The organism is Streptomyces sp. NPDC006372 (genome assembly GCF_040612515.1).
GTDB lineage: Bacteria > Actinomycetota > Actinomycetes > Streptomycetales > Streptomycetaceae > Streptomyces.
Window position 1 is genome coordinate 181,378 of sequence record NZ_JBEXQJ010000010.1, and the last position, 23,536, is coordinate 204,913.

Annotated in this window: 22 protein-coding genes and 1 pseudogene; 9 read left to right on the forward strand and 14 right to left on the reverse strand. The window is 72.5% G+C overall.

Going from position 1 to position 23,536, the window contains the following annotated elements; genetic code table 11:
• Positions 1 to 73 precede the first annotated feature (73 nt).
• Positions 74 to 556 carry a VOC family protein gene (locus ABZ016_RS18435; RefSeq protein WP_356917673.1) on the forward strand — a complete coding sequence of 161 codons (483 nt, stop codon included), beginning with the start codon at positions 74 to 76 and terminating at the stop codon, positions 554 to 556.
• A 105-nt stretch (positions 557 to 661) separates the two neighbouring features.
• Here the strand turns inward: ABZ016_RS18435 and ABZ016_RS18440 are convergent, their stop codons facing one another.
• Both ABZ016_RS18440 and ABZ016_RS18445 read right to left on the reverse strand, forming a co-directional pair.
• Positions 662 to 1,561 carry an SGNH/GDSL hydrolase family protein gene (locus ABZ016_RS18440; RefSeq protein ID WP_356917674.1) on the reverse strand — a complete coding sequence of 300 codons (900 nt, stop codon included), beginning with the start codon at positions 1,559 to 1,561 and terminating at the stop codon, positions 662 to 664.
• A gap of 129 nt (positions 1,562 to 1,690) precedes the next feature.
• Complete coding sequence (locus ABZ016_RS18445) at positions 1,691 to 2,698, reverse strand: zinc-binding alcohol dehydrogenase family protein (protein ID WP_356917719.1); 1,008 nt, start codon at positions 2,696 to 2,698, stop codon at positions 1,691 to 1,693.
• A 152-nt stretch (positions 2,699 to 2,850) separates the two neighbouring features.
• Between ABZ016_RS18445 and ABZ016_RS18450 the strand changes: the two genes are divergently transcribed.
• Together ABZ016_RS18450 and ABZ016_RS18455 are read left to right on the forward strand one after the other, a co-directional pair.
• Positions 2,851 to 3,648, forward strand: coding sequence for a VOC family protein (locus ABZ016_RS18450; protein WP_356917675.1), 798 nt, complete (start codon positions 2,851 to 2,853; stop codon positions 3,646 to 3,648).
• Positions 3,649 to 3,689: 41 nt separating this feature from the next.
• Positions 3,690 to 4,394: a ribonuclease H gene (locus tag ABZ016_RS18455; protein ID WP_356917676.1), complete on the forward strand. Its 705-nt coding sequence runs from the start codon at positions 3,690 to 3,692 to the stop codon at positions 4,392 to 4,394.
• 19 nt (positions 4,395 to 4,413) lie between these two features.
• Here ABZ016_RS18455 and ABZ016_RS18460 read toward each other — a convergent pair whose 3' ends face one another.
• Both ABZ016_RS18460 and ABZ016_RS18465 read right to left on the reverse strand, forming a co-directional pair.
• Positions 4,414 to 5,235, reverse strand: a complete 822-nt coding sequence (locus ABZ016_RS18460; protein ID WP_356917677.1) for a tyrosinase family protein — start codon at positions 5,233 to 5,235, stop codon at positions 4,414 to 4,416.
• Positions 5,236 to 5,267: 32 nt separating this feature from the next.
• Positions 5,268 to 5,633 (reverse strand): tyrosinase cofactor, encoded by a 366-nt coding sequence (locus ABZ016_RS18465; RefSeq protein WP_356917678.1) that lies wholly within the window; start codon positions 5,631 to 5,633, stop codon positions 5,268 to 5,270.
• A 258-nt stretch (positions 5,634 to 5,891) separates the two neighbouring features.
• Between ABZ016_RS18465 and ABZ016_RS18470 the strand changes: the two genes are divergently transcribed.
• Together ABZ016_RS18470 and ABZ016_RS18475 are read left to right on the forward strand one after the other, a co-directional pair.
• Complete coding sequence (locus tag ABZ016_RS18470) at positions 5,892 to 6,476, forward strand: TetR family transcriptional regulator (RefSeq protein WP_356917720.1); 585 nt, start codon at positions 5,892 to 5,894, stop codon at positions 6,474 to 6,476.
• Between the two features lie 39 nt (positions 6,477 to 6,515).
• A complete protein-coding gene (locus ABZ016_RS18475) occupies positions 6,516 to 7,499 on the forward strand; it encodes an aldo/keto reductase (protein ID WP_356917679.1) in 984 nt (327 codons plus the stop codon).
• 15 nt (positions 7,500 to 7,514) lie between these two features.
• On the opposite strand, the gene ABZ016_RS18480 is transcribed toward ABZ016_RS18475, so the two are convergent.
• Positions 7,515 to 7,862, reverse strand: a complete 348-nt coding sequence (locus tag ABZ016_RS18480) for a hypothetical protein (RefSeq protein ID WP_356917680.1) — start codon at positions 7,860 to 7,862, stop codon at positions 7,515 to 7,517.
• A 148-nt stretch (positions 7,863 to 8,010) separates the two neighbouring features.
• Between ABZ016_RS18480 and ABZ016_RS18485 the strand changes: the two genes are divergently transcribed.
• Positions 8,011 to 8,508 (forward strand): DUF6328 family protein, encoded by a 498-nt coding sequence (locus ABZ016_RS18485; protein ID WP_356917681.1) that lies wholly within the window; start codon positions 8,011 to 8,013, stop codon positions 8,506 to 8,508.
• 9 nt (positions 8,509 to 8,517) lie between these two features.
• Here ABZ016_RS18485 and ABZ016_RS18490 read toward each other — a convergent pair.
• From ABZ016_RS18490 to ABZ016_RS18500, 3 genes and pseudogenes are all read right to left on the reverse strand, one after another.
• Positions 8,518 to 9,141 (reverse strand): annotated as a pseudogene (locus ABZ016_RS18490) (DUF2238 domain-containing protein); the annotation flags it as partial.
• Positions 9,142 to 9,223: 82 nt separating this feature from the next.
• Positions 9,224 to 9,649 (reverse strand): SsgA family sporulation/cell division regulator, encoded by a 426-nt coding sequence (locus ABZ016_RS18495; RefSeq protein WP_356917682.1) that lies wholly within the window; start codon positions 9,647 to 9,649, stop codon positions 9,224 to 9,226.
• Positions 9,650 to 9,711: 62 nt separating this feature from the next.
• Positions 9,712 to 10,743, reverse strand: a complete 1,032-nt coding sequence (locus tag ABZ016_RS18500; RefSeq protein WP_356917683.1) for a hypothetical protein — start codon at positions 10,741 to 10,743, stop codon at positions 9,712 to 9,714.
• Positions 10,744 to 10,893: 150 nt separating this feature from the next.
• Here ABZ016_RS18500 and ABZ016_RS18505 point away from each other — a divergent pair, with 150 nt between their 5' ends.
• Positions 10,894 to 11,586: a hypothetical protein gene (locus ABZ016_RS18505; RefSeq protein ID WP_356917684.1), complete on the forward strand. Its 693-nt coding sequence runs from the start codon at positions 10,894 to 10,896 to the stop codon at positions 11,584 to 11,586.
• On the opposite strand, the gene ABZ016_RS18510 is transcribed toward ABZ016_RS18505, so the two are convergent.
• Positions 11,483 to 12,454 (reverse strand): LLM class F420-dependent oxidoreductase, encoded by a 972-nt coding sequence (locus tag ABZ016_RS18510; RefSeq protein WP_356917685.1) that lies wholly within the window; start codon positions 12,452 to 12,454, stop codon positions 11,483 to 11,485. The two genes, ABZ016_RS18505 and ABZ016_RS18510, sit on opposite strands and share 104 nt — an antisense overlap.
• A 73-nt stretch (positions 12,455 to 12,527) precedes the next feature.
• Between ABZ016_RS18510 and ABZ016_RS18515 the strand changes: the two genes are divergently transcribed.
• Positions 12,528 to 13,961 carry a serine hydrolase domain-containing protein gene (locus tag ABZ016_RS18515; RefSeq protein WP_356917686.1) on the forward strand — a complete coding sequence of 478 codons (1,434 nt, stop codon included), beginning with the start codon at positions 12,528 to 12,530 and terminating at the stop codon, positions 13,959 to 13,961.
• On the opposite strand, the gene ABZ016_RS18520 is transcribed toward ABZ016_RS18515, so the two are convergent.
• The 4 genes from ABZ016_RS18520 to ABZ016_RS18535 all read right to left on the reverse strand — a co-directional run bounded on the left by ABZ016_RS18520 (position 13,953) and on the right by ABZ016_RS18535 (position 18,960).
• Positions 13,953 to 15,605, reverse strand: coding sequence for a serine/threonine-protein kinase (locus ABZ016_RS18520; RefSeq protein WP_356917687.1), 1,653 nt, complete (start codon positions 15,603 to 15,605; stop codon positions 13,953 to 13,955). The genes ABZ016_RS18515 and ABZ016_RS18520 overlap by 9 nt on opposite strands.
• A 338-nt stretch (positions 15,606 to 15,943) precedes the next feature.
• The gene (locus ABZ016_RS18525) at positions 15,944 to 16,993 is read right to left on the reverse strand and encodes a polyprenyl synthetase family protein (RefSeq protein WP_356917721.1); all 1,050 of its coding nucleotides are present in this window, start codon (positions 16,991 to 16,993) and stop codon (positions 15,944 to 15,946) included.
• 38 nt (positions 16,994 to 17,031) lie between these two features.
• Complete coding sequence (locus tag ABZ016_RS18530; protein ID WP_356917688.1) at positions 17,032 to 18,099, reverse strand: tetratricopeptide repeat protein; 1,068 nt, start codon at positions 18,097 to 18,099, stop codon at positions 17,032 to 17,034.
• 183 nt (positions 18,100 to 18,282) lie between these two features.
• Positions 18,283 to 18,960, reverse strand: a complete 678-nt coding sequence (locus ABZ016_RS18535; protein WP_356917689.1) for an AIM24 family protein — start codon at positions 18,958 to 18,960, stop codon at positions 18,283 to 18,285.
• A 293-nt stretch (positions 18,961 to 19,253) separates the two neighbouring features.
• Between ABZ016_RS18535 and ABZ016_RS18540 the strand changes: the two genes are divergently transcribed.
• On the forward strand, positions 19,254 to 20,603 hold the full coding sequence (locus ABZ016_RS18540) for an SGNH/GDSL hydrolase family protein (protein ID WP_356917690.1): 1,350 nt from the start codon (positions 19,254 to 19,256) through the stop codon (positions 20,601 to 20,603).
• Here the strand turns inward: ABZ016_RS18540 and ABZ016_RS18545 are convergent.
• Positions 20,558 to 23,494 carry an AAA family ATPase gene (locus ABZ016_RS18545; RefSeq protein WP_356917691.1) on the reverse strand — a complete coding sequence of 979 codons (2,937 nt, stop codon included), beginning with the start codon at positions 23,492 to 23,494 and terminating at the stop codon, positions 20,558 to 20,560. The genes ABZ016_RS18540 and ABZ016_RS18545 overlap by 46 nt on opposite strands.
• Between the last annotated feature and the right edge of the window lie 42 nt (positions 23,495 to 23,536).

Below are 23,536 nucleotides of genomic sequence, written 5' to 3' on the forward strand. Positions count from 1 at the left end.
GGAGCGGCCGATGAGTTTCGGGGCCCGGGCCGGTCGACACAGATGACAGCGACCCACACCCCGGGAGGTACTCATGGCATCCGACGGTTTCACCACGTGTCTCTGGTTCGACGGCCAGGCCGAGGAGGCTGCCCACTTCTACGTCTCGATCTTCAAGAACTCCAGCGTCGGCAAGATCGCCCGCTACCCCGAAGGTGCGCCGCAGCCAGCCGGCAGCGTGATGACCGTCGACTTCACGGCCAACGGGCACAGGTTCCTCGGTCTCAACGGTGGACCCATGTTCAAGTTCACCGAGGCGACCTCCTTCATGATCTTCTGCGAGAACCAGGAGGAGATCGACTACTACTGGACCAAACTCACCGAGAACGGTGGCGAGCCCGGCCCGTGCGGCTGGCTCAAGGACCGGTACGGCGTGTCCTGGCAGGTCGTCCCGGACCGGCTCGACGAGATGATCACCGACCCGGATCCGGCGAGGGCGGCCCGCGTGACCCAGGCGTTCATGGCGATGGGCAAGTTCGACATCGCGGCCCTGGACAAGGCGTACGCGGGCGAGTGACATGAGGGCCACGGAAAGCCCTCCGCGGACTCGCCCCGCCCGAGGGGTTCGGGCGCGGCGACGGGCAGCGCCGGGGAAGCCGTCAAAAGGCGCCCGTTCGAGGGGTCAACCGGCCGACTGCCGAACGGTCCTGGTGATCTCCCGGGCGATCCGCAGGATGCCGGGGGAGCGCACCGGGCAGGGTTTCGGTGTGGACGTGGTGGGCGCCAGGCAGAAGTGCAGGTAGTCGTCGTCGCGGTGCAGGGCGGTCCGGTCGCGGCCCGGCTGGGTGCAGTAGTCGGGATGGGCGCGCTCGTAAGGGGTGCAGGGCAGGTACTGCGTCCAGGTGTAGCGGCCGGCGGCCGGACTCACCGCCTTCCCGGCATCGGCCACGAGGCCACCCGACGCGTCGGCCCGCTCCTCGTAGAGCGCGTTGAGGCGCCGGACCCGGTCCGGGGTGATCGGGTCCGGGCCTTGGGACACCCAGACGATGCCGGGGCGTGTGCCGTCCCCGGCCGCCGTGATCTGCTCGGTGAGCCGGCGCGCGTCGGCGGCGTACCGGGTGAAGTACTGGGCTGGAGACCTGTCGTAGGTGACGCCGTCCATGCACGGTGTGTAGCCCCAGGAGTTGCCCCAGAACTGCAGCACCACGAAGTCCGGCCGCAGTCTGCGGACCAGTGCGGCGGCCTTGTCGGCGGCCGGCACCAGGGACCGGTCGGCCGTACCCTCCAGGTAGTCGCAGAGCGTGGTGCCGGAGTACGGCGCGCTCGTGTACTCCGCCCTCAGTGCCCGCCGCAACTCCTGCCCGAGGACCCGCTGGCCCTCCATCGCCAGTGAGTCGCCGAGGTACAGCACCTTGGGCGCCTTCCTCGGCTCCGGGCCGGGGGAGGCGGGGGCGCGCCGGTGGGCGGTGGCCGATGTGCGCGGCGCCGACGGCGGTGGCTCACCGGGCGCGGACGCCGGATCCCCGCACCCACCGAGCAGCACCCCGGCCAGCAGCACCCCCACGACCCACGGTCTCCGCATGCGGCAACTCCCGCCCCCCGGCCACCGAAACGGCACTCAGGCAAACACAGCCGGGCGCCGAGGGGAAGGCGTATGCCGGACACGGTGGCTCAGCCGCGCCCCCCTTCCGGGCGAAGCTCCAGCCGGACGTCACCCGAAGTCGTTCACCAGCACCGCCGCCCCGTCGAAGCGCCCCGCCTTCAAGTCGCCGAGAGCCTCCACGGCCCGGGACAGGGGATACGAGTGCGTCGTCGCCTGTACGCCGTGCCTCGCCGCGAGGGTCAGGAACTCGCGGCCGTCCTCACGGGTGTTGGAGGTGACGCTGCGGAGTTGTTTCTCGTAGAACAGCTCGGTCTCGTAGTGCAGGGGAGGCGTGTCGGTGAGGTGGATGCCGGCGACGGCCAGGGTGCCGCCGCGGTCGAGGGCGCGCAGGGCGACCGGGACCAGGTCGCCGACCGGGGCGAAGAGGATTGCGCTGTCCAGCGCCTCCGGCGGCCTCGCACAGGCGTCCTGTGCGGACGCGGCACCCAGCTCCAGCGCCAGCAGCCGGGCCCGCTCACCGCGCGTCATGACGTGCACCGTGGCCCCCTCGGCGATCGCCACCTGCGCGCACAGATGGGCGCTGCCCCCGAAGCCGTAGAGTCCGAGCCGCCCGCCGGCCGGCAGCGCGGCCCGCCGCAGGGCGCGATGGCCGATGATGCCGGCGCACAGCAGCGGCGCCAGTGCCACGTCGGGGACGTCCTCCGGCAGCCGGTACGCGAACGCGGCCGGCACCGTCGTGTACTGCGCGTAGCCGCCGTCGGCGTGCCAGCCCGTGTACTCGGACCGCGCGCAGAGGTTCTCGGCGCCGCGCCGGCAGTATCCGCAGCCGCCGTCCGTGCGGCGCAGCCAGGCCACGCCGACCCGGTCGCCCACCGGGAAGCCGCGCACCGCCGCACCCGCGCCGGCCACCACACCGACGACCTCGTGACCGGGCGTGACACCCACCCGGCGCACCGGCAGATCGCCCTCGGTGACGTGCAGGTCCGTACGGCACACCCCACAGGCGCGCACCCGCACCAGCAGCTCGTCGTCCTCGGGGACGGGCACCGGCTTCTCGACCAGCCGCAGCGCACCCTTCTCGACCGGCCCCGGCCGCACCACCGACCACGCGCGCATCGTCCCGTCCGTCATGCCGTCGCTCCCCGTCCCGCCGAGGCCTCCTCCCTGCCCAGTCTGCGGCGGAACCTCCCCTTCGGCGCGCGGGCCGGCCCAGGGGTGACTAGCGTGAAGAAACGGACTGATCCACCCATTTCGAGAGGCTCGCAGTCATGGCCGTGCAACCCGAAGGAACCCCGTGCTGGGCCGACGCGATGTTCAGTGACCTCGAGGGAGCCAAGAACTTCTACGGAGACGTCCTCGGCTGGACCTTCGCCGAGACGTCCGCGGAGTACGGCAACTACACCCAGGCCTACGCGAACGGCAAGGCGGTCGCCGCCGTCGTCCCGCCCATGCCCGGCCAGGAGGGCCAGTCGCAGTGGTGCCTGTACTTCGCGGCCGACGACGCCGCCGCCACCGCGGGCCGGATCCGCGACGGCGGCGGCGAGGTGCTGATGGAGCCGATGCAGGTCGGTGACTTCGGCACCATGTGCCTGGCCCGCGACCCCGGCGGTGTCGTCTTCGGAGTCTGGCAGGCGGGCACCCACGAGGGCTTCGACATCACGGGCGAACCGGGCGCCTACACCTGGGCAGAGGTCTTCACCCGCGAGCCCGAGAAGTCCGACGCGTTCTTCCCCGCCGTCTTCTCCTACCGGCAGCGGGACATGGAGGACGGCGAGATGGACTTCCGGATCTACGACCTCGGCGAACGCACCGTGCTGGGCCGGATGAAGATGACGGAGGATTTCCCGCCCGAGGTGCAGCCCTACATCAACGTCTACTTCGGCGTCGAGGACTGCGACGAGGCCGTGGCGAAGGCCGCCAAACTCGGCGGTGTGCTGCGGTTCGGTCCGATGACCACGCCGTTCGGCCGGTTCGCCGCCCTCAGCGATCCGCAGGGCGCCAACTTCTCGGTGATCGACACCACGACGACCGAGGGCGACATGCCGAAGCTGACCGACGTGGAGTAGGCGTCCCACCCTCCCGGACGGGCCACCCGTGGGGCCATGGCATGATCGAGCCCATGCCTGAACGTGTTGTGGCCGCGTGTGACGGGGCTTCGAAGGGAAACCCCGGGCCCGCGGGCTGGGCCTGGGTCGTCGCCGACGCGTCCGAGAACCCGGTGCGCTGGGAGGCGGGGCCGCTCGGCAAGGCCACCAACAACGTCGCGGAACTCACCGCGCTGGAGCGCCTGCTGACGGCCACCGACCCGGACGTGCCGCTCGAGATCCGGATGGACTCGCAGTACGCGATGAAGGCCGTCACCACCTGGCTGCCCGGCTGGAAGCGCAACGGCTGGAAGACGTCCGCCGGGAAGCCGGTAGCCAACCAGGACCTCGTGGTGCGCATCGACGAGCTCCTGGACGGCCGCTCGGTGGAGTTCCGCTACGTGGCCGCACACCAGGTCGACGGCGACCGGCTCAACGACTTCGCCGACCGCGCCGCCAGCCAGGCCGCCACCGTCCAGGAGCCCGCGGGCAGCGAGCACGGTTCCCCCGAGCCGCCGCCCGCCCCGGACGTCCCGGCCAAGGCCCCGCGCTCCCGGTCGCGCGGCGGCGCGGCGCGCACCGCGAAGAAGACCTCGTCCTCGCGCACGATCAAGGCCAAGTTCCCGGGCCGCTGCCAGTGCGGCCGCTCCTACGCGGCGGGCGAGCCCATCGCGAAGAACGACAGCGGCTGGGGCCACCCGGAGTGCCGCGCGGGTTCAGCCGTCTGATCAGCCGGCCCGGTTCCGGTCACGCGTCGAACGTGTAGTGCGCCGTGTGGTCCAGCAGATCCGCCGGACTCGTGTCGTGCCACGGCCGCATGGTCTCGTTGAGGTCGATCACGTTCGGCGTGCCCGAGACCGGCAGATAGCCGGAGCCGGGGTGCCGCCGCTGCCACTCGGCCCACAGCTTGTCGACGTACGCGTGGTGCAGCCAGAACACCGGGTCGTTGGGAGAGGCGCCGGTGGCCATGTGCCCGCCCACCCACACGTGGACACGGTTGTGCAGATTGACGCCCCGCCACCCTTCGAGGTGGTTGCGGAAGCCGTCCGAGGCGCTGTTCCAGGGCGCCATGTCGTAGGTCGGCATCGACAGCACCGACTCGACCTCGGCCGCCGTGGGCAGCGGGCGTCCGCCGGAGCCTAGGGAGCGCCGCAGGAACGTACGGCCGTCGACGCGTACGCTGATCGGCCAGCCGCCGGCGGTCGCGGCGAACGGTCCGTCCGACACGCGTCCGTCGCGCTCGCGTCCGGTGCCCCCGAGGAAGTCGGGTGCCCACAGGGAGGCGCGTGGCGACCGGTCGACGGTCCAGTCCCAGTAGGGCAGCGCCACCGACGCGTCCACCGACTGCAGTGCCCGCTCGAACTCCAGGAGGAATCTTCGGTGCCAGGGCAGGAAGGACGGTGAGCGGTGGCCCGTCCGCTCGCCGTCGTCGGTGTCGGAGACGATGAACTCGTTGTGCGTCTTGACGAACGCGTCGTAGCGGCCGCTGCGCTTCAGCTCCATGAGGGCGGCGACGAAGCGCCGCTTCTCGTCGGCGGTCAGGGCGGACTGGTTCTTTCGGACGGTCATGTGCGGGTGCTCCGGATACCTTTCGAATCGGGTCAGTTGGCGGGGAAGGGCAGCAGCGGCGCGCCCTGCAGCTCGTCCACGGCGGCGCGGGCGGCGGCACGCGGTGTGGCCACCGGGTCGTAGTGGCTGACGACGCTGATCCAGGTGCCGTCGGCGTTGCGCATCACGTGCAGCTCCACGCCGTCGACGAACACCGCGTAGCCGGCGCCGTGGTGGTGGTGACCGGCTCCTTCGGCCGGCCGGCCCTGTATCCGCCGGCCCTTGTAGACCTCGTCGAAGGTCCCGGGGGAGTCGTGGTGGGCGGCGGCGACGGCCGGGGTCGTCCCCGGCAGCGTTCCCGCGGCCGTGGCGAGGACGGCCGCGGCGGTGAGCGCACGGCGACGGCTGAGTTCCGGCATACGGATCTCTCCTGGGTTCGTTCGGGTGATGACCCCGCATGCCTACCGGCGCCTTTGGTACCGGGAGAAATCCCCGCGAGCCGGTTGGCTGCGATCCGGGCAATTCCCCTTATGCCGTGCAACGTTGAACAAAGATGATCTTGCCGTGAAGGGCGTCCGAGCCGGTTGCGGAGGGGGAAGTTCCGCCCGCCGAGGGGGCTGTGGTGGCTGTTTCTCCCTGTGCGGTGAGGTGCTGGTGGTGTGTGTCACGTGGCGAAACTGGCGCGATCCGGCGGTCCGGTCGGCGGCGGCGAACCCGTCCGCAGGGACGCCGAGGCGACCAAGGCGGCCATCCTGAGGGCGGCCCGTCATCTGCTGGCCCGGCACGCGCACGGCGACATCACGCTCAAGGCGGTCGCCGACCGCGCAGGAGTGAGCCCGCCGCTGATCCTCAAGTACTTCGGCAACAAGGACACCCTGTTCGCGCGGGTCATGTCCTTCGAGGCCGACGCCGACGCCCTGCTGGCCGCTCCGCTCGAGGGACTCGGCCCGCACATGGTCCGGCACGTGCTGCTCAGCCAGTCCGAGCAGGGCGCCGACCCGCTGCTGCGGATCGTGTTCGCGCCCCTGCACGGCGAGCAGGGCGACATCCTGCGCGCCAACTTCCGCACCCAGGTGACCGACCGCCTCACCGCCCGCCTCACCGGCCCCGACGCGGGCCTGCGCGCCGAACTGGCCGTCGCGACCCTGCTCGGCCTGGGGGTGATGTACGGCATCGCGCGCGGCACCGAGGTACGGGCGACCGCGATCGACGCCCTGGTGGACCGGTACGCGCCCGCGGTGCAGGCACACCTCGGCCCCTGACACCCGCGCCCGGCCGTGACGGGTGACAGACTGACGCCCATGGACGAGCGCACATTCGACAGGTCGGGTCAGCACGCCTCCGTCGTCGGTCTCGGTACGTGGCAGCTGGGTGCCGACTGGGGCGATGTCGACGACAAGAAAGCCCTCACGGTGCTGGAGGCCGCGGCCGAGTCCGGGGTGACCTTCTTCGACACCGCAGATGTGTACGGAGACGGCCGCAGCGAGCAGACCATCGCCACGTTCCTCAGCGGCAGGCCGGACCTGCACGTCCTGGTCGCTACGAAGATGGGCCGCCGGGTCGACCAGATCCCCGAGAACTACGTGCTCGACAACTTCCGCGCCTGGAACGACCGGTCCCGGCGCAACCTCGGCGTCGACCGCGTCGACCTGGTGCAGCTGCACTGCCCGCCGACGCCCGTGTACTCCACGGACGAGGTGTTCGACGCCCTGGACACCCTGGTCGAGGAGGAGCGCGTCGCCGCGTACGGCGTCAGCGTGGAGACCTGCCAGGAGGCACTGACCGCGATCGCACGGCCCAACGTGGCGAGCGTGCAGATCATTCTGAACCCGTTCCGCATGAAGCCCCTGCGCGAGGTGCTCCCGGCCGCCCGTGCGGCGGGCGTCGGCATCATCGCCCGCGTCCCGCTGGCCTCCGGCCTGCTGTCCGGCAAGTACACGCGGGAGACGGTCTTCCCCGAGAACGACCACCGCACCTACAACCGGCACGGTGAGTCCTTCGACGTGGGCGAGACCTTCTCCGGAGTCGACTACGTCACCGGTGTGGAGGCGGCCGCCGCGTTCGCGGCGCTGGCCCCCGAGGGGTACACCCCGGCCCAGCTGGCCCTGCGCTGGATCATCGAGCAGCCCGGCGTGACCACCGTGATCCCCGGCGCCCGCTCACCCGAGCAGGCGCGCGCCAACGCGTCCGCCGCCCGGCTGCCACAGCTGCCCGGCGCGACGATGACGGCGATCCGCGACCTCTACGACCGGCGGATCAAGGACCAGGTGGAGTCCCGCTGGTAACGACGGTCCCCGCCGTCACGGCACCAGGAGCAGTTGCCTCTCCTGCTCCTGGTCGCCGGACGCGACACCGTCGTCCCGGGCGCTGAAGACCCGGGTGAGCGTGTCGCTCGCCCGCCGCACCGCCTCCGGGGAGCCCTGCACGGTCACGGTCACCGGCGCGGACAGGCGCTCGCCGACCTCCCCGGCGCTCCCGCCGGCACCCGCGTCCGTGTCGCCGTCGAAGGTCGCCATGTGCACCGTCGCCTTCTCGTCGGCGGGAAGCTCGTCCGGTGCCCCGAACGTCCCTTCCAGCGCCCGGACGACCGCGCGTGCGTCGTCGGCGCCCCCGCCGCTGAGCGTCACGGTGAGCTGCGTACCGGACATGCGTCCACGACCTCCTCGGGCTGTGCTTCAGGTCGCCGTCCGTGTAACCGTCCGCCGATCGCTCAAACCGCCCCGCAGGCGGGAGGACGGCCGCTTACGGGGAACTCGCGGGGGTGAAGCACGTCGGGTCTCATACCGGGGAGGAACCGTGGCGGACGCGGAAGAGGGCGCGGTCAGGCGCCGGGGGCGCAACGAGACGGAGGAGGAGAGAGCGGACCGGATGTGGCAGGAGCTCATCCAGGAGGTCCGCGTGGCCCAGATGGGCGTGCAGATCCTGTTCGGATTCCTGCTCACCGTGGTGTTCACCGAGAAGTACGCCGGCCTGACCGACACGGACCAGACGATCTACCTCGTCACGGTCGTCCTCGGCGCGTGTGCGACCGGCGCGCTGATAGGGCCGGTGTCCCTGCACCGCCTGGTCTCGGGGCGGCGCATCAAGCCCCAGGCCGTGCGGGTGGCCTCCCAGCTGACGCTGCTCGGCCTCCTGCTGCTGCTCGCCACGACGACCGCCTCACTGCTGCTGATCCTGCGCGTGGCGACGCACGACGGCTTCGTGCCCTACCTGGTCGCCGGTGTGGTCGGCTGGTACCTGCTCTGCTGGTTCGCCCTGCCCCTGTGGATCCGCTACCGCCACACGTCGAAGTGACAGCTTCACCAGCTGCCGGTCGTGCACCCGGCCGAGCAGCAGCAGCGCCGAGGTCGCCCCGATCAGCGCGCAGAACATGTCCCACTGCGTGTCCCACACGTCCCCCTGGGTGGCCAGGAAGGCGTCCGCCGCATGCCCTCCGGCCACGGCGGCCGCCCACTCGAGCATCTCGAAGACGGCGCTGAAGGCCAGGCACGCGCACCCGGTCAGCGGCGCCAGCCAGCGACTGCCGCGCAGTGGCGAGGTGCGCACCAGCAACTCCCGCACCAGTACGGCGGGGACGAAGCCCTGCATGAGGTGCCCGAACCGGTCGTACGGATTGCGGTCCAGGCCGAAGGCGTCCCGGACCCAGTCGCCGAGCGGCACCTCGGCGTAGGTGTAGTGGCCGCCCACCGCCAGCACCACGGCGTGGGCGGCCAGCAGGCAGCACAACAGGTTCGTCAGCGGGAAGCGCCGCCACACCAGCACGAGCAGCGGCAGCCCCACGACGACCCAGACGGTCTCCAGGAACCAGGTCGTACGGTCGTGCGGGCCCCACGCCGACAGAGCCAGCACCGCGAGCACGCCCCAGGCGAGCGCGGCGGGCAGCGACAGTCGGGGGCCGGGACGACGCACGTCGGATACGGCTGCCATGGCGGGCTCCTCTCGTGGCAGCCCATCGTCGCGGCCGGGGCGAGTCCCCCGCATGAGTACGGCTACTCAGCTCTCCCGAAACTCAGCCACCGGCGATGACGTCCGCCAGGAAGTCGTCGACGTGGACCTCCTCGTGGCCCGGTCGCACGATCTCGTAGGTCTCGCGCAGGAACGCCGCGAACGCCGGGGCCCACGCGAACACCACCGCGTGGTGACGGCCGCCGTCCGGACGGGCGTCACCGAAGAACTCCATGCGCAGTTCCTGCCACATGCCCCGGGACTCCGGCCGCATCCGCACGTCCCCGACCCCGACCGGGCGCCGCAGCGCGTCACCGAGCATCTCCCGGTCCAGCTGCCACCGGGCGAGGACACGGCCGTCGTGGCTGAAGACCACGGTGACGGCGAAGGGGTCCGTGGAGTCGTAGCTCAGGTGGGCGAGCACGGAGAAACGGTCCGTGTCGCCCGCCTGGAGCTGCACCACCAGGGTCTTGTGGACGAAGGAGTTCACGAGGGGGCCTCCGGGAAGAACCGACGTAGAGCCCTCTAGTACCCCCGATCCACGTGAAATGCTCAGCCCTCCGGGTGATTCCCGCGGGCCCCGCGCAAGGACGCGATGCAGACCGCCACGGCCCGCTGGAGTTCCTCCAGACGCTGGACCATGTCGTCCTCGTAGAACTCCCCGGCGTCGTCGAAGGTCAGCTCCTCGAAGACCTTCGTCGCCTTCTGCAGGCTGCTGTAGAACTTCGTGCGCCGCTCCTGCACGCGCAGGCCCGGGTCGGTCTCCACGGCCTCGACGACGAGGGACTTCATGGTGTCGTACGCCTCGGAGGCCCACTCCCCGGAGTCCTCGCCCTCGTCCAGTTCGTCGATGAGCGACAGGTGCCGCTCCGCCTCCTGGCGGAGGTCGGCGGGTGCGTCGACGGTCTGTCCGGCGGGTGTCTTGATCTGCCCCGATTCGGCGATCTGGCGGACGTATCCGATGCGGTCGGAAGTCCTGCTCTCGCCGGCGACCGCCTTCTTCAGCTCGTCGGTGCGCACCACGTCACGGGCCAGCTCGGCCTGCAGCTCCGGGTCCTCCCGGACCCGGTCCAGCAGGGCCTGGCGGGCCGCGCGGGCGGTGGAGGGGTCGGCGAGGATCGCGGCGCGCAGGGCGGTGGGGTTCTCCGCGACCTCCAGCGCCTTGGTCGGCCGGATGCCCTCCGCCTCGGCGGCCTCGGTGATGGCGGTGCCGCGTTCGGAGGTGGCGCTGTTGCGGGAGACGTAGTAGCTCAACCACACGTCGGCGTCCGGCAGGTCGACCTCCTGACCCGGTGCCAGCGCTTCGAACTGCGGGACCAGTCCGTCGTCGGCCGCACGGTCCCATGCCTTGTAGTAGCGCATGACCCGCTCGGGGGAGCACTCGGCGAGCTCCGCGAACTCCTTCGCGGACACCTTGGGCGTCTCGTCCGTGCCCTGCCCGCCCGGCCGCACGCTGCGTGCCACCTTCAGCCCGAAAGCCCACCCTCCGGTCCGGGCGTACGCCCCGAACTCCCGCGCGTCCCGCGCGATCGGGTCGGAGACGGGCGCGGGGGACGTCTCGGGCGGGGTGAGGGCAACGGTCACGGACGACTCTCCTCCAAGGTGCGGATCGGGGCTGCACGAAGTGCGGACGGAAGCCTATCGGCACCCGCTGACCTCGCCGTTCACCGCCCGCGCCGGCCCTGGCCGTAAATCGTTTCCCCCGCCGCGGACGCCTGCGCGAGGATGCGTGGCATGGTGCGACCCGAGGTGGGTGCGGCGCCGCGCCGCTGCGCCCGGTGCGGCGGACTCGAGTACGGCGGTGCCCCCGCCTGTGCCGTCTGCCGCGAACTGGTGGACGGCATCGTCGAGGGGGAGTGGGCCGCCTTCCTGCGCCGATGGGATGTCGCCGGCGCCGGGCAGGAGAGGGATCTGGCCGAGATGGTCGCGGCCGAACCCGACCGCCACGACTGGCGGGTGGTGGATGCCGCCCTCGACCGGCTGGTGTGTCCCGACTGCGGCGACCGGCTCTCCCGCGGTCCGGCCGGCTGCCCGTCCTGCGACCTGGCGCACGGCTTCCGCTATGCCGCGATCGAGACGGACCGTCCGGGTGTCCCGCCGGGAAACGAACACGCGATCCGGGTCAACGTCTCGGTGGTGCGCAGACCGCAGGGCATCTCCGAGACCGAGGTGCTCGTCAGACGCCTGCTGCTGCCACTCCTGCTGACAGGGTTCCTGCCCACCACCGAGGAGGCGCAGCGGATGAGCGCGGTCGTGAAGAAGAGCCCTCCGGGGCGGAGGGCTCAATTCGTCGAACAGGCCGTGGAAGAGCTGGCGGCGGACCTCAGCCGAACGCGTCGTGCAGAGCGGGCAGCAGGGTCTTCTCCGACCAGTCCAGGTACGCCGGCTGCGACTCGCCGCCGATCTGGACGAGGGCGACCTCGGTGAACCCGGCCTCGGCGTACGGGCGGACGGCCTCGACGAACGCCTCCGGGTCGTCACCGCACGGGATGGCGCCGGCGACGTCGTCGGGCCTCACGAACTGGGTCGCCGCCTCGAAGGAATCGGGGTGCGGCAGCTCCGAGTTGACCTTCCAGCCGCTGCCGAACCAGCGGAACTGGGAGTGGGCCCGCTCGACCGCGGCGTCCCGGTCGGGGTCGTAGCACACCGGCAGCTGGCCGACCCGGGGCTTGCCCTCACCGCCGTGCCGGTCGAACGCCTCCAGCAGACCCGCCTTGGGCTCCGTGGCGATCACCAGGTCGCCGAGCCGGCCGGCGAGTTCGCACGACTGCTCCCCGGACACGGCCACACCGATGGGCGGGGCCTCGTCCGGCAGGTCCCACAGCCGGGCCGACTCCACGTCGAAGTGCGTGCCGTGGTGGTTGACGTGACCACCCTCGAAGAGGGCGCGGATGATCTCCACGGCTTCCTCGAACATCTCGTGCCGTACGTCGACGGCCGGCCAGCCGGCGCCCACCACGTGCTCGTTGAGGTTCTCGCCGGAGCCGAGCCCCAGCCGGAATCGGCCCTCGGACAGCAACTGCAGCGTCGCCGCCTTCTGCGCCACCACCGCGGGGTGGTAGCGGAACGTCGGGCACGTCACGTACGTCATCAACGGTATACGTGACGTGGCCTGGGCGGCCGCGCCGAGCACCGTCCACGCGTAGGGCGAATGGCCCTGCGAACGCAGCCAGGGAAAGTAGTGGTCCGAGGTCACCGAGAAGTCGAAGCCCGCCTCCTCGGCCCGCACCACGTGGTCGACGAGCTCACGGGGGCCGGCCTGCTCGGTCATCATTGTGTATCCGATTTGCACCATAACCGTCGAGTCCCCTGACAGCGGGCCGGAAAACTGCTCGATCAAGGTCCGCGGACGGGGGGAGGATGCCTCCATGAGTGCCTTCGCCCTGCCCACCGGCAGTCCCGCCGCCCAGGGTGTCGACGCCTCCGGCGTCCACGCCTTCCTCGACGCCCTCGAAGCGGCTCCGGAGATCGAGCCGCACAGCCTGATGATCATGCGGCACGGACATCTGGTCGCCTCCGGCTGGTGGGCGCCGTACACCCCCGACCGCCCCCACCTGCTGTACTCGCTCAGCAAGAGCTTCACCGGGACCGCCGCCGCCCTGGCCGAAGCCGAGGGACTGCTCGACTTCGACGCGCCGGTGATCTCCTACTTCCCCGAGTTCGAGGCCGACATCACCGACCCGCGCAGCCGGGCCATGCTCGTGCGGCACGTGGCGTCCATGTCGAGCGGCCACGAGAAGGAGACCGTCGACGAGGCCTACCGGACGGACCCGCGGGAGCCGGTCCGCGGGTTCCTGCTGCTGCCGCCCGACCGGGACCCCGGCACCGTCTTCGCCTACAACCAAATGACCACCTACACGCTCGCCGCGATCGTCCAGCGGGTGACCGGGCAGCCGCTCACCGCGTATCTGCGACCCCGGCTGCTGGACCCGCTGGGCATCGGCGAGGTGTCCTGGCGGCGCGACCGCACCGGCCGCGAGATCGGCTTCAGCGGACTGCACGCCACCACCGACGCCGTCGCGCGGCTCGGCCGGCTGTACCTGGGTGACGGTGTCTGGGAAGGCAAGCGGCTGCTGCCCGAGGGGTGGGTGTCCCGGGCCGCGCGGCCGCACATCCCGACCGCCGGGGCGATGGGGGACACGGGCCGGCAGGACTGGGACCAGGGCTACGGCTACCAGTTCTGGATGTCCCGGCACGGGTTCCGGGGCGACGGCGCGTACGGCCAGTTCTGCCTGGTGCTGCCCGAGCACGACGCGGTCATCGCGACGACAGCGGCGACCGAACGGATGCAGGACTTCCTGAACCTCGTCTGGGAGCACCTGCTGCCCGCTTTCGGCCCCGAGCCGCTGCCCGGCCGGGAGGCCGCCGACACGGCACTGCGGGAGCGCCTCACCCGCCTGGCCCTGCCGCCCGCCCCGGGCAGGCCCGCACCCCCGGACCGGGCCGGGGACTGGGCGGCCGCCGAATTCGAGTCGCCCCAGGGGGACGGTCCGGCTCTGGCGGCCGGGCTCGTACCGGACGCCGACGGCTGGACGCTCGGGCTCACGGAGGGCGAGCACCGGCTCGATCTGCGGATCGGGGCGGACGGCTGGACGGTGGCGGAGGAGCCGCTGCCGATCGCGGCGAGCGGCGGCTGGACCGACTCCGGGACGCTGGCCGTGGAGGTGGCGTTCCTGGAGACCCCGCACCGCCTGGCGCTGACCTGTTCCCTCGCGGACCGTACGCTCACCGCGCGCTGGCGCACCCAGCCCCTCCACCCCGGCCCGCTCACCTCACTGCGCGCACCGCGCGACTCAGTCTGAGTCAGGACGGAACGCCTTCAGTACGGTCCGCAGGGCCTCCTGGTTCGCGGTGTCCTTCCAGTCGGCGTCCGGGGCGCTCCAGCGCAGGGAGAAGCTCCGGCCCCCACCCAGCAGGAAGCCCCTGCCGAAGGTGTGCGTGCGGGTGTCGCCGACGTCCGCCGTCCACTCCATGTCGGCGGCCTTGAACCCCTGGTACGTCGTCGCGCGGATCTCACCGATCCGCCGGTAGTCACCGGACTGCTCGAGGTTGGGCTCGACTTCGTCCCGCCACACGGCCACCGGATCCGGTCCCACGCGTTCGCTGTAGGTGACGGCCAGCGTGCGGTCGTCGCCGTCGGCGCCGAAGACGACCCGGTACCGCAGATCGCCCTGGCGGTCGGTGTCCAGCCGCTTCCAGCCCTCGGGCAGCGCGACGGAGAAGCCCTCCGGCGCCTGGTAGCGGTGGAAGCCCGGCGGCAGGGCCGTGTCCGGGGCGGACGGCGTGGGCGTGCGCGTGGGCGAGGGGGATGACGGGGTGGGCGTCGGCGAGGAGGGGCTCTTGGTCGGACTCGGAGCGCCGGACGTACCCGTGCCGTCGCCGCCGGTGGGCTCGCCGGGCGAGGCCGCGGAGGCCGGTGGCCGGGCCGGCGAGTCGGCCGCGTCGCCGCCGGAGTCGCCGCCGGGCAGTCCCTGTGTCGCGGCGAGCACGGCGACCGCGACCGTGACGACGGCCAGGGCGGTGCCGGCCACCATGGTCCGTCTGCTCCACGCCGGGTTCCCCGGCCGGATGGCGGCGTACGCGCCGCGCAGCCGCGGAGCCGGCACCGACGCCAGGCCCGCCTCGGGATCCTCGCTGAGCGCACGGGTCAGCGCCTCACGGACCACCATGCGGGTCAGCCGCTCCCGCGAGTCCTTGCGCAGCAGCCCCTGCACGACCTGCGTCAGCGGCCCGGTGCGCACCGGCGTGCGCAGGGGCAGCCGGTCCACGCCCTTCAGGGTGTTCTCCGGACGCCCCCGGTCCCGGAACGGCGGGCGTCCCTCGACCATCGTGTAGAGGATCGCGCCGAGCGCCCACAGGTCTGCCGCCGGACCGATGCGCTCGTCGCGCGCCTGCTCCGGTGAGGCGTAGGCGGGCGCCGTGAGCCGGGGCGCCAGGGTCGCCCCGGCCAGGCCGAAGCCGGTGACGACGATCGAGTGGTCTTCGCGTACGAAAACCTGGCCGGGGCTGAGCTCGCCATGGGTGATGCCCTCGGCGTGCGCGGCGTCCAGCACGTCGAGCAGTTCCAGGCCGACGCGGGCGGCCCGCACGTAGTTGAACGTGCCCTGCTCCGAGAGGAGTTCCCCGAGGGGGGTGCCGTCGATCCACTCGTTGACGGTCCACAGCGTGCCGGCCTCCTCGACGGCGTCCACGACCGTGGCGATCCGGCCGGGGCACAGCAACGCCATGTTCTCGGACGTGCGCAGCAGACGGGCGGGGGCCCGCCGCTCGGTCTCGTACGCGTTGTCCGGGAGCCCGATCTGCGTGACGAGGCACGGCCGGGAGATATCGCCGGTGCCGGTGTCCTCGGCGTACCAGCAGATGCGGTTGGTCTCCCGCTGGATGATCTCGAGCAGCCGGTACCGGCCGGCGACCAACTGGTGTGTGGAGACGTGCGCCCTGCCCATGGCCATCCCTCGCTGGAAACCTGGCTCTCACCTTTTCCAGAAGTACGGGGCGTGAGGCGTGCTGCGTTCAAACGGATCGCAACTGAGCGGTCATTGCTGTCTTTTATTCAAGAGTTGGAAGCAAGTGTGCGAGAGAAAACGGTCTTTCGCGGGCTCAGGAGCGGCTCACCTCGGCCGCCCCGGGCCGCCGAGGGTGCGGCGAATTCGCCCGCCGAAGCCGGCCGAATCGCAAATCCCGGGCTGGCCAGGTGGTAACCGGCGGTAAATAGGAAGGGGCCCGGCGGCCGAACTCGAACCCCTCCGACGAATTCGGCGGCGGATTCCCGCGGGACGTCGGCTCAGACGTCCCGTCGCACCAGGAAGCCGAGCAGCGCACGCAGTTCGGCGGCGGCCCCGGCCTCCAGCGCAGCCCCGGCGAGTGCCGTGTCGACGACGGCGAGATGCCGCCGGGCTTCCGCCATGGCCGCCGAACGGCCGCCCGCCCGCTCGATCAGCTCCGCCGCCGCACCGGGCGCGTCACCGGTCTCCAGCAGTGCGGCGAGCCGGCCGCCGACGGGGGAGTCCAGTGCGACCAGCACCGGGAACGTCTTCTTCCGCTCCCGCAGGTCGCCGTGGACCGGTTTGCCGGTGACCCGCGGATCACCCCAGATGCCCAGCACGTCGTCGACGATCTGGAAGGCGATCCCGAGGTGCCGGCCCACCCGGTCGAGGGCGGCGACCGTCTCGGGCGCGGCCCCGCCCAGGGTGGCGCCCAGCGCGGCCGCGCAGCCCAGCAGCGCGCCGGTCTTGTGCTCGGCCATCGCCCGGTACTCGTCGGGCCGTACCCGTTCCGGCCCCGTCCAGGGGCGGTCGGTGTACAGCAGGTCGTCCGCCTGCCCGCGCACCAGGTCGCCCAGCGCCACGGACAGGGTCCGCACGGCCGCGGCACCGCCCGGCTGCGCCGCGAGTGTCTCGATGGCCAGTGCGAACAGGGCGTCACCGGCGAGGATCGCCGGGCCCGTGCCGTAGGCCTTCCACACGGCCGGGCGGCGGCGCCGCTCCGCGTCGCCGTCCATGATGTCGTCGTGCAGCAGGGAGAAGGTGTGCACCAGCTCCACCGCGACGGCCGCGGCCACGCCCGCTCGCGCCGGTGCGCCGGCTGCCTCGGCGCCGAGCACCGCGAGGGCCTGCCGGACGCCCTTGCCGCCGGGGACGACGGCCGGGGTGCCGCCCACCTCGCACCAGCCGAAGGAGTAGGCGGCCATCTCGCCGATCCAGGGGTGCAGTCGCCCCACGGCTTCGGCGAGGGCGGGGCGTACGAGCGCGCGGCAGCGGTCGAGGATCCGGTGCGCGTCCGCGGGCCGGCCGGGGGCGGCCGCCCGGTCCTGCCGCTCACCCTGCGGTGACATGCCCAGCCGCGCCGTCCCCACCGCCGTGGAGGACACCGTCATCGGGCCACCTCCGCTGTCCTCGTGTCCGCGAACCCGGCGTCCGGTATGCCGAGCTCCTCGTACGCGCGGGCCACCATCTTGCGGGCGTGCTGCAGGCCGATCCGCTCCAGCGTGCCGGCGAGGTCGGCCAGTTCGGCGGCCGTCTCGGCGTGATCGCGGCCCAGGCGGGCGCGGGACTTGGCGAGACCCAGCCGCGACAGGGCCTCCCCGCGTGGCTCGCTCATGGTGCGGAACTCCTCGAGCGCCTGCTCGTACAGACCGCGCGCCTCGGCGTAACGCCCGGCCCGGTACAGGACGTTGCCGCGCATCTTGTGGTTGTAGGCCAGCGCGCTGGAGAGCCGCATCGCACGGCACGTCGTCTCCGCCTCGCTCAGCAGCTCCAGCGCCCGCTCGGTGTCCCCGTCGCGCACCGACACGACATCGGCCAGACCGCGCAGCGCCCAGGCGTGGCCGCGCCGGTCGTCGGCCCGTGCGGCGATCTCGGCGGCCTCCTCGAAGAGGGCGTACGCGGTGTCGTACCCCCCGGTGTTGCGGTGCATCTGGGCGATGCCCTCCAGCGCCCAGACCGTGTGCCGCGCCTCCCCGCGACGCCGGGCCTCCGCGAGCAACTGCTCGTGCAGCCGGCCGACGGCCTCGTAGTCGCCCTGGATGCGGCCCGTCTCGGCCAGACCGGCCAGCGAGTACCCGCGTACGACGATGTCCCCGCCCCGTTCGCCCAGGTCGGCCGCGAGCTGGAGGAGCCGGCGGGCCAGGGGGAACGCGCCGCGCTGCCGGGCAAGGGTGCCGCCGCTCCACAGCGCCCAGGCCATCGCCCCGACGTCCTCGGCCTGGCGGGCGGCACGGTAGCTCGCCTTCCAGGCGCGGTCCGCGTCCTCGACCCGCCCCAGCCGGCGGTGCGCCTCGGCCACCGCGAGTCCGGAACGCGCCACCTCGCCGGGCCTTCCGGCGCGCTCGGCCGCCCTCAGCTGCTCGGTGCCGGCGGCCAGGACGTCGGTCAGGGAGGAGTTGACGGACAGGGTGGTGAGGGCGCCCTGGTATTCCGGGGCGAAAGCCTTGCCGTACATCGATGCCTTCCGTCGGTGAGCATGTCGGTATGCGCACGATGTATACACAGAACGTATACATGGCGTGTATAGCAGGCTGAAAACCTGCCCCGGCCGCAAGGGCCAGGGCATCACCTGTTGCCGATCAAGACGTTGACGGATCGGACGGGGTTGCCTGTGAGGCGCAGATCACCTCACGGGGTCTCAGTGCTGACCGGCCTTCTGCGGTGCCGCCTCGCTCGGCCGTACGACGACGTATCCCTCGCCCTGGAGCATGAGTTGCACGGCCTCGCCGGAGCCGCCGCGCAGCATCGACCCGATGGACTGGGAACGGTGCAGAGAGGTCTGGAGGTTCGCGGTCCAGCCGACGATCGCGTCGGTGTCGACGTACACCGGGTACTGCGGGGAGACGGGGATGACGAGGGGATTGCCCTCGCAGACCAGGCCCAGCCTGCCGTGCCCGGTGAAGACGCTGTTGAACAGGCCGCCGCCGGTGATGCCGGCGCCCTTCACGGTCGCGATGCGGTACGACAACGTGGCGTCGAAGCACAGCACGTTGCGGCCGTTGACCGTGAACTCGTCGCCGGGTTCGACGTCCACGACGAAGCAGTTCTGCGCCTCGAGGGCGAACCAGGCCTCGCCCTGCCCCCGCACCGCCATCAGCGGGAGACCCTCCCCGGTGACCGCGCGCTTGAGCATGCCGCCCACGCCCTGGCCCTTGCGTTCGAACTGGAGGTTGCCGCGGTAGGCGATCATCGCGCCCTGCCGGGCCAGCATCTCGCCGTTCACCGTGTACCGGACGCACTTGGCGTTCTCGACCGTCATGCCCGCTGCGACGGCCGGCTGCACCATGTGCTCGCTTGAAAAGAGGTCACCCTTCATGCGGGCATCCTCGCCCGGAGCCTTCCCCTCCGCCAAGATCGTGCCAGGGAGCAACGGGTGTCAGCCGCCGAAGAGTTACGTCCAGCAGGTGCCCGAGCTTCTTCTCGACCTGCGCCGACGGCAGGACCAGCCCGCCGAGGACACCCCGCACAGTGTCGACAGACCGCACCGCTACCGTGTGGTACGCCGGGAGAGCACGGCGGATCCGACGCGCTCCCGACGGCCCCGCGACCCTGCGGGACCTCGCCCCCGACACGGCCCGCCCGTGCACACCGGCCGAAGGAGCGCCCTCGTTGCCACGCACCGCACGGCCCCTCCGCCGCACCGCCCTGGCCGCCCTCTCCACGTGCCTCGTACTGGGCTGCGCGTCCGGCGGGATCCCCCGGGGAGAGGAGCCGCCTCCCTCTCCCGGCACCGCGGCGCCGTCCGGGGACGGCGTGGTCACCTGGGCCTCCTCCGCCGACCGCGTCGGCGCGGCGGTCGACGGCCGCGGCTACCGGCTGGTCGTCCGCACCAGCGTCGGGGGCACCGGCCTCCGGGTGCGGCTCTCCAACGCCTTCGGCGACCAGCCGGTGACGTTCGAGAACGTGCACGCGGGTCTCCAGCGCGAGGGAGCCGCACTCGTGCCCGGCAGCAACAGGCGGCTGACCTTCGGCGGCGCCCGGTCCGTCACCGTCCCCGCCGGGGGCATCGTCTACAGCGACCCGCTGCCCGTCCGCCTCCCCGCCGCGAGCGCGCTCGTCGTCAGCATGTTCGTGCCGCGGGCGGGAGGGGTGCTCACCGGACACTGGATGGCGATGCAGACGTCGTACACCACCGACGGCGACCACACGGCGGAGGAGGGCGCGGCCAACTGGACGCAGCGGATCGGCTCCTGGTTCTACCTCGACACCGTCACCGTGCGGCCCCGGCCCGCGGCGGGCGCCGTGGTGGCCCTCGGCGACTCCATCACCGACGGCTGGCACTCCACGACCGACCTCGACCGACGCTGGACCGACCAACTCGCCCGCCGGCTGCGCGCGACCCCCGCGTCGGCCGTCAAGGGCGTGGCCAACGAAGGGATCGCCGGCAACAGGGTCCTGACCGACGGGCCGGGGCAGAGCGCCCTGAACCGTCTCTCGCGGGACGTGCTCTCGCTGCCGGGTGTGCGCACGGTGTTCCTCTTCCAGGGGGTCAACGACATCAAGGCCGAGCCCGGTGCGACCGCCGACGAGCTGATCGCCGGATACCGCAGGCTGACCGACCGGGCACACGCGGCCGGGAAGTGCGTCGTCGCCGCCACGATCGCCCCCTACAAGGGCTGGGGGGAATGGGATCCCGCGGGGGAGTCCGTCCGCCGGCGGGTGAACGAGTTCATCCGCACCGGCGGCACGTTCGACGCGGTCACCGACTTCGACCGTGTCCTGCGCGACCCCCGCGACCCCGAGCGGATCCTGCCGGCCCTGGACGGCGGCGACCACATCCACCCCAACGACAAGGGGATGCGGGCGATGGCCGACGCCGTCGACCTGGAGAGCCTCGACTGCGAAGCCGGGCCACGGGTCGGGGACAGCACGAGACCACCGCGGCCCGCCCGGGAGTCATCCCTTGATCCGGCTCAGCCGGACGCCGATGGCTCCGGAGCGATCAGGCCCTCCCGGTAGGCCACCGCCACCGCCTCGCCACGGCTCGACGCGCCCAGCTTGGCGAGGATGTTGGAGACATGCACGCTCGCCGTCTTGCCGCTGATGAACAGCTCCTCGCCGATTCTCCGGTTGCTGCGGCCGAGCGCGAGCAGCCGCAGCACCTCCTGTTCGCGCGCGGTGAGCACGCCGGCGCGGTCGCCGCCGGCCGGGGTGTCCGCCAGACGGCCGCGCCGGACCAGGGTGTCGACCTGCTCCCGCAGTGGCGTGGCGCCGAGATCGTCCGCGGTCTCCCGGACGGCTCGGGCCTCCGCCACGGCCTCCTCACGACGCCCGGCCGCGACCAGGGCCTCGGCGTACCGCAACCGGCAGCGCGCCCGCTCGTAGACGTCGCCGTAGTCGAACGCCGTGACCACCCGCGCCCATGCCGACGCGTCCGGCCCCGACACGGCCCGCATCCACTCCGCCTCCGCCCGGGCCAGCCATGCCTGCCCTTCGGGCCCCTGGGGAGTGCCGCTCGCGCCGTGGGCGGCGGTGGCCCGCGCCAGTTCCACCAGTTCCGTCGCGGTGGCCGTCCAGCGGTGGACCCCGGCCTCGTCGCCGGTCAGCCGCAGACCGGCGGCCGCGTCGGCCACCGCGGACAGCGCCAGGGTCGCGAGCCGGACCGTGACGTCCGGGCGGGTGCCCGCCTCGTCCGTCAGGGCCGAGACCGTGGACCGCATCCACCGCACCGCGTCCTCGGGATCGCGGCGCTGCCCCGCGGCATCGGTGAGCACGATGCCCGCGACCAGGGTGGCCATCCAGTCGAAGGGCCCCTCCAGCAGCGAGCGCGCCCGGTCGGCGGCCGTGAGATCCCCGCGGGCGAGCGCCACGTACAGCGCGGGACCGACCGTGTGGCCGCCGGCCGCCGGCAGCACCTCCGCATCGGCCGCCGCCGCGCGCACGCACTCGTCCCAGCGGCCCAGCACATGCAGCACCACCAGCCGCAGATACCGCATCTCCAGCGGGTACGGCGAGGACAGCAGCCCCGCGCGCCGCGCCCGGTCCAGGCCCTCGGTCAGCCAGGGCACGCAGTCCGCCAGGTCGCCGGACTCGTAACAGCCCATGGCCAGATTGAACAGGGCGCGCAGCTCCACCGGCGCGTTGCCCGAACTCCGGGCCAGGTCCCGGGCCTTGAGCAGCCGCTCACGGCCCTCCGGGCTGCTCCGCCCGCCGATGTCGAAAACGGCCAGTGAGATCTGCAGATCCGCCTGGGCGTCGGTCACCCGCAGCTGCTCCGCCACCCCGAGGGCCCGGCGGGCGACCCGCCGCGCGGTCTCGTTGTCCCCCACGTGGCGTGCGGTCATGACATGGGTGGCCGCCGCCCACACCCACGTACGCGACGGAGGATCCTCGGGGATCATCCCCAGGGCCTCGCTGCTGTAGGCGAACGCCGCCGTCAGGCTGTCCACACTCAGCAGATTTCCGGCGAGGGTGTAACGAACCCGGGCGGCGAGCTCGGAGCCGGCGTCCTGGCCGAGGTCGGCCAGCGCGGACCGGCTGAGGGAGACCGCGCGGTGCAGTTCCCCGGCGTGCGCCGCGGCCGCCGAGGCGCGCAGCGTCAGCGTCACCCGGTCGACGCCCCCGCCCGAGGGCCGGGCTTCGGCATCCACCGCCTGCCACAGATCGAGCACCGCTTCCAGATGCCGCTGCTCCTCGGCGGGGGCACCTACGCGGTGCGCGTGGTCGGCGGCCTCCAGGGAGGCGGCCAGCGCCTCGGCGAGGTCGTGGTTCTCCCGGTAGTGGTGGGCGCGCTCGGCGGCGCTCTCGGCGGTCCGGCCGCGCCCCGCGAGCAGCCGGGCGAACGCGCCGTGCAGTCGCGCGCGTTCACCGGGGAGCAGATCGGCGTAGACGGCCTCACGGGCGAGAGCGTGCCGGAAGGAGTACGTGTCGTCGTCCCCGGCCACGAGGAGCTGCCTGCCCACCGCCTCGCGCAGCGCCGACTCCAACTCCTCCTCGGGCAGCCCGACCGCCTCCCGCAGCACCTCGTGCTCCACCCGGCGCCCGGCCACCGCGGCGGTCCGCAGCACCTGCTGCGCCGTGTCGGAGAGCTGCTCGAAGCGGATCAGCAGCACGTCGGCGAGTCCGCTGGGCACCCCGCCGGACTCGGAGTCGGTGGCCGCGAGCAACTCCTCCGCGTAGAAGGCGTTCCCCTCGGCCCGCTCCACGATCCGCCGCACCGTGGCGTCCGGCAGCGGGCCCGGTCCGAGAGCCCGTACCAGCAGTGCCACGTCGGAGTCGGCCAGCGGCCGCAGCTCCAGCCGCTCCACGGCGGGCAGCCGTACCAACTCCGCCAGCAGCGGCCGCAGCGGATGGCGGCGGTGCACGTCGTCGGCCCGGTACGAGGCGAACACCGCCAGCCGGTGCCGGAGCACACCCCGGCCGAGCAGGAACCGCAGCAGATCCCGCGACGACTGGTCGGCCCAGTGCAGGTCCTCCAGCACCAGCAGCAACGGGGCGACCTCCGCCGCATCGGCCAGCAGCCCCGCCATGCCCTCGAACAGCCGCAACCGCCCGTCCACGTCCCGCACGGCATCGGTCCCGGCCCCCAGCAGCCGCTCGGCCACGGGATGAGCGGCCAGAACGGAAGCGAACCGCTCGTCGGCGGCGAGCACGCCGAGCACTTCGGTGAACGGCAGATAAGGCAACCCGACGTCCCCGAGATCCACACAGTGCCCGGTGACCACGGTCATCCCGTCGGCTCCGGCCCGCGCGGAGACCTCGTTCAACAGCCGTGTCTTGCCGACGCCGGCGTCCCCGGCGATCAGCACGGCCCGCGCCTCCCCGTCACGCGCACGATCCAGCATCGAGGAAAGCCGGGCGAGTTCGGCATCCCGCCCTACAACGGGCGTGACCATGGAGCCCTGCGGCACGAACCCACCTTCTTTGTCTTGGGGGCGCGGGGAACTACGCGA